Source organism: Marivita lacus (assembly GCF_014637725.1).
In the GTDB taxonomy this organism is placed as follows: domain Bacteria; phylum Pseudomonadota; class Alphaproteobacteria; order Rhodobacterales; family Rhodobacteraceae; genus Marivita; species Marivita lacus.
In genome coordinates this window covers 1-3,441 of sequence record NZ_BMFC01000043.1, presented here as the reverse complement: position 1 = coordinate 3,441, position 3,441 = coordinate 1, and the positions used below count along the sequence as shown (strand labels likewise).

Here is a 3,441-nt window from a genome sequence, read left to right as displayed (position 1 = left end):
GCCGACGGCGAACGCCATCGGCGGCAGAGAGAACTTCAATTTGAGGTCGGTGGATGAAATCGGACATAAGGTCGGACTTATCATCGGATCGTAGCCAAAGTCAGACGGCCCTCACCGTAGCCTTACCCTTGTTCATCTTCTCTGTCCTATGCTTGTCGTAGAGGGCTTCACGCCGCTCTGTATCCGTTCGGGCGTCAGGCGAAGACGATGGCTGATCACACTCAAAAACGGTTCCTCACGACCAAGTCTGTGACGATCCAGCCACCGCCAGCGTGGGCCATAATTACGTGGCGCGCGCTGGCTCTCTCTTCGCACAAGAGCCGGGATCAGCATAAGACAAGCATGTCTCGATCACGCGAACTGTGCGCTTATCAGGAAAACCAGACATCCTGGCTTCTGCAGCACCAGTCACTTTGGGCTCTCTATCGGCATATGGCTGCATGCTGAACGAAGGGCCGCGTTCGGGAAACGGCCAAAACTTTGGAAAGCCCGCTTTCTGCGCACCACGGTTAAGGTCAGCCCGCGCCGCGCCCTAAGCGAATGACCCGAATATCCGCATCACAGACATCAACCCAATCGTCCGTCCGCCCATTTCGCCACGATGCGCCACGGCACTCCGTCCATCGCACGCTCTGCTTCCCGCGCCAGATCCAGCCGCTTGCGCAGTTTTACCTGCGGGACCAGCAGGAAGATTGGAACGGTAGTCAGGCCACGTCCGGTCTTCGATCTGGAAGCCACCGCCCGCCCTTTCGAATTCAACCGCCCCTCGGCCACAAGCAGGCTGGGTCCGCGGCGTCGGTAGATGAACCGAAGGCCCAACCCCGTGCGGCGCTCCCATTCGCCGGGGGTAATTCGCCCACCCTTTGTGCTCTTTCCTGCGGCCGGGGTGGGGATCGCCAGCCAGAACCCATCCCTCGACCGGATCAGCGGGCCGGTCTCATGCGCCCCGATGATCACCGGGGCGTTCGACCAGACCAGCGCGGCGGCGTTCAGGCTGTCGCCGGATTTCGGGAAGTTCTGGCTCCGGATCGAGTTCGCCAGCCTGGGGCCAAGCCCCGCGCCGGTGATCTGGCTGCGCCAGGCGGACTTCAGCGAGGTGCCTGCCTCACGCATGGCGGCGGACACGGCCTTTTCTCCGGCGGCAATTTCCGCCTGCATCAAGGCGACCAGGTCGGGGTGGACGTCGAGTCTCAGTTTCATCGGCATTTCCCTTGAAAACGCAAGACCGCGGCTCGGGATTGCAGCGAAGTTGCTGTCAAACTGTTCGGGAACATGAGATAGGTCACGGGTTTACAGGCTCAATTCCGCATGATGCGGAGTTCCTGGATCATCAGGCGTTCGAAGGTTTCGGATGAACTGACATACAATGGGAAAATCCAAAATGGCTCTCGAAAGTCTGCTCGTCATTATCCTCGTAGGTGCCGTAGCCGGTTGGCTTGCGGGGCTCATCGTCAAGGGCTACGGCTACGGCCTGCTTGGTAACATCGTGATCGGGATCGTCGGTGCCTTTGTGGCTGGTCTCGTTCTGCCGAGACTGGGTCTGAGCATCGGTACCGGCATTGCCGCTGCCATAATTTACGCCACCATCGGTGCGGTGATCGTGCTTTTCCTGATCCGCCTGATCAAGCGGGCCTGAAGCAAGTCTTGGGGCCGGAATGACACCTGTCAGGTTGCCGGCCTCAGATCAACGGTCCAGACCAGCCGCTCGCGGTCACGCACCGGCTCTCCTTGAATGGTGTAGCTGTCAGCACCGATGACAATCAGATCGCCGGTGCGGGGGTCTGGCAGGTCGGCCACGCGGACGTCCACCATCGTGGTGTCGCTGACAAAGCGGCCCGCGCCAAATTCGGTGATGCGATCCGGGGCGCGGCGAAACACGCGGATGGAGCGTTCTTCCGAGGTGGTGGCAGAGATCCAGAGCGCGGTCACTGCCATGGACGGGTTGGCGTAGATCCGGTCCATGGCGGCGGCGAAGACAGTCATGTCGAAACGGTCAGTTCGAGCTGTGCAGGCGGATCGCGATGCGCGGCCGCTTGTTCACGGGCAGGATTGACGCCTCGGTCATCAGGTCGATCCAGCGGCCCTTTTCGTCGAGATGCTGGCGGGCGTAGAGCGGCAGGCCGAGGGTGTTTGCCGCCTCCAGGAGGTTGGCCGGGCCGCCATAGGTGGTGAACGTGTCCATCGTGCCAAGCGGGAAGGCGATGCCTTCGCTGGCAGGGATCAGCCGCTCAGTTGCCTTGGTCGAAAGCGTGACAGTCCCCGCGTATTCCTCAAACACGATACCCGCGAAGGGAAAGTTGCGCCGCACGTCCTGGCGCAGCGGCTGCGCACCGGTGGCCGCATAGAACTTGTAGGCCTCTTCGGTCTTGGGGTGTGCGATCAGCTTGTCGAAGAACTCGCGGCTGACGAGGGCATGCACATCCGTCATGCTTTCGCCCAGCAGGTTGTCTTCGATCGACCGCAGCACCTCCCGCACTTTGCCTTGGACGTTGGTGCCAGCAGTGCCGAGGACGAAGTCTACCGAGATTTGCGCCAGCCCGAATTCGGTGAAGTAGTTGTAGAGCGTCGTGCCCGCACCGTCCTTCACGATGCCGCGGAGCGCGTTCATCTCCATGTATTCGCGGGTCTGGGCGTGCTTGCGGCGCATCAGCTGCAGCTTGCGGTTCATCACTTCGACGAGCGGGTCGGCCCCATCAAACACGCCCAGCGCAGGCTGGCCCTGAATGTCAGCCGGAAGGATCACGTCATCATGCGGGATCCACGGCNTTCAGCACACCCTCGAATTGCTCAATGATCACCGAGCGCTGGGTGACGCCTTCGAAACGGAAGAGGCCGATCTGGCCAAGGCGGGTGTAGAGGTTGGGCAGGATGTTGATGGCCTGCGTCATCTCGGCCAGCGAATAGCCGCCGGCGTCAAAAGGATTGCGAACGAGGGTCATGGGAGGCTCCGGGAGAAAGAGGGGGAAAGAGGCCTGGCGGCTCGCGTCAGACGCCGTCGCGGGCGATGATGCCGACGGCGGTAAGCTGGGTGAGCTTGGCGGTGATCTTGGTGCCGTCATCGACGGTGGCTCCGTAGGCGAGGCCTGCGCGCGAGACGATCGAGGGGCCGCGCGCAACCACAATGCCCTCGGCATCGGCCAGCGTGGCATCGACGGCGTAGAGCAGGACGGCGCTGGCGACCTGCGAACCGTCCGAGCCGGTTGCGGGCGACAGGGTGTATTTGCTGCTGGCGGTGATCTTCCCCAGCACGGAGCCAACCGGGTAGGCCATGCCCTGCAGCAGGGTGATCACCTCGCGGGTGTAGTTCGGGTTGGCTGGCCTGCTGCCGATTTCGTGGACACAGGGTTAGGTTTGCATAGCTCGGTCCTCGAACGCCATGGGGCTTAGGTAGCCCAGTTTGGAATGGCGTCGCCTGGGATTGTAGAAGCGCTCGATGTAGTC

The 3,441-nt window shown here is 61.9% G+C and carries 5 protein-coding genes and 1 pseudogene; 1 reads left to right on the top strand and 5 read right to left on the bottom strand.

What is annotated here, in order from left to right; translation table 11 throughout:
• Window positions 1–567: 567 nt before the first annotated feature.
• On the bottom strand, window positions 568–1,200 hold the full coding sequence (locus IEV82_RS23335) for a DUF6441 family protein (protein ID WP_188484478.1): 633 nt from the start codon (window positions 1,198–1,200) through the stop codon (window positions 568–570).
• Window positions 1,201–1,381: 181 nt separating this feature from the next.
• On the opposite strand from IEV82_RS23335, the gene IEV82_RS23330 reads away from it, so the two are divergent.
• Complete coding sequence (locus IEV82_RS23330; protein ID WP_188484477.1) at window positions 1,382–1,636, top strand: GlsB/YeaQ/YmgE family stress response membrane protein; 255 nt, start codon at window positions 1,382–1,384, stop codon at window positions 1,634–1,636.
• Between the two features lie 29 nt (window positions 1,637–1,665).
• Here the strand turns inward: IEV82_RS23330 and IEV82_RS23325 are convergent, their stop codons facing one another.
• From IEV82_RS23325 to IEV82_RS24145, 4 genes and pseudogenes are all read right to left on the bottom strand, one after another.
• A complete protein-coding gene (locus tag IEV82_RS23325) occupies window positions 1,666–1,983 on the bottom strand; it encodes a head-tail joining protein (protein WP_188484476.1) in 318 nt (105 codons plus the stop codon).
• 10 nt (window positions 1,984–1,993) lie between these two features.
• Window positions 1,994–2,939, bottom strand: a pseudogene (locus IEV82_RS23320) (major capsid protein).
• A 46-nt stretch (window positions 2,940–2,985) separates the two neighbouring features.
• Window positions 2,986–3,330 carry a head decoration protein gene (locus IEV82_RS23315; RefSeq protein WP_268236150.1) on the bottom strand — a complete coding sequence of 115 codons (345 nt, stop codon included), beginning with the start codon at window positions 3,328–3,330 and terminating at the stop codon, window positions 2,986–2,988.
• A 15-nt stretch (window positions 3,331–3,345) separates the two neighbouring features.
• Window positions 3,346–3,441: IS3 family transposase (locus IEV82_RS24145; RefSeq protein ID WP_373285222.1), on the bottom strand; the 96-nt coding region annotated here is incomplete at its 5' end.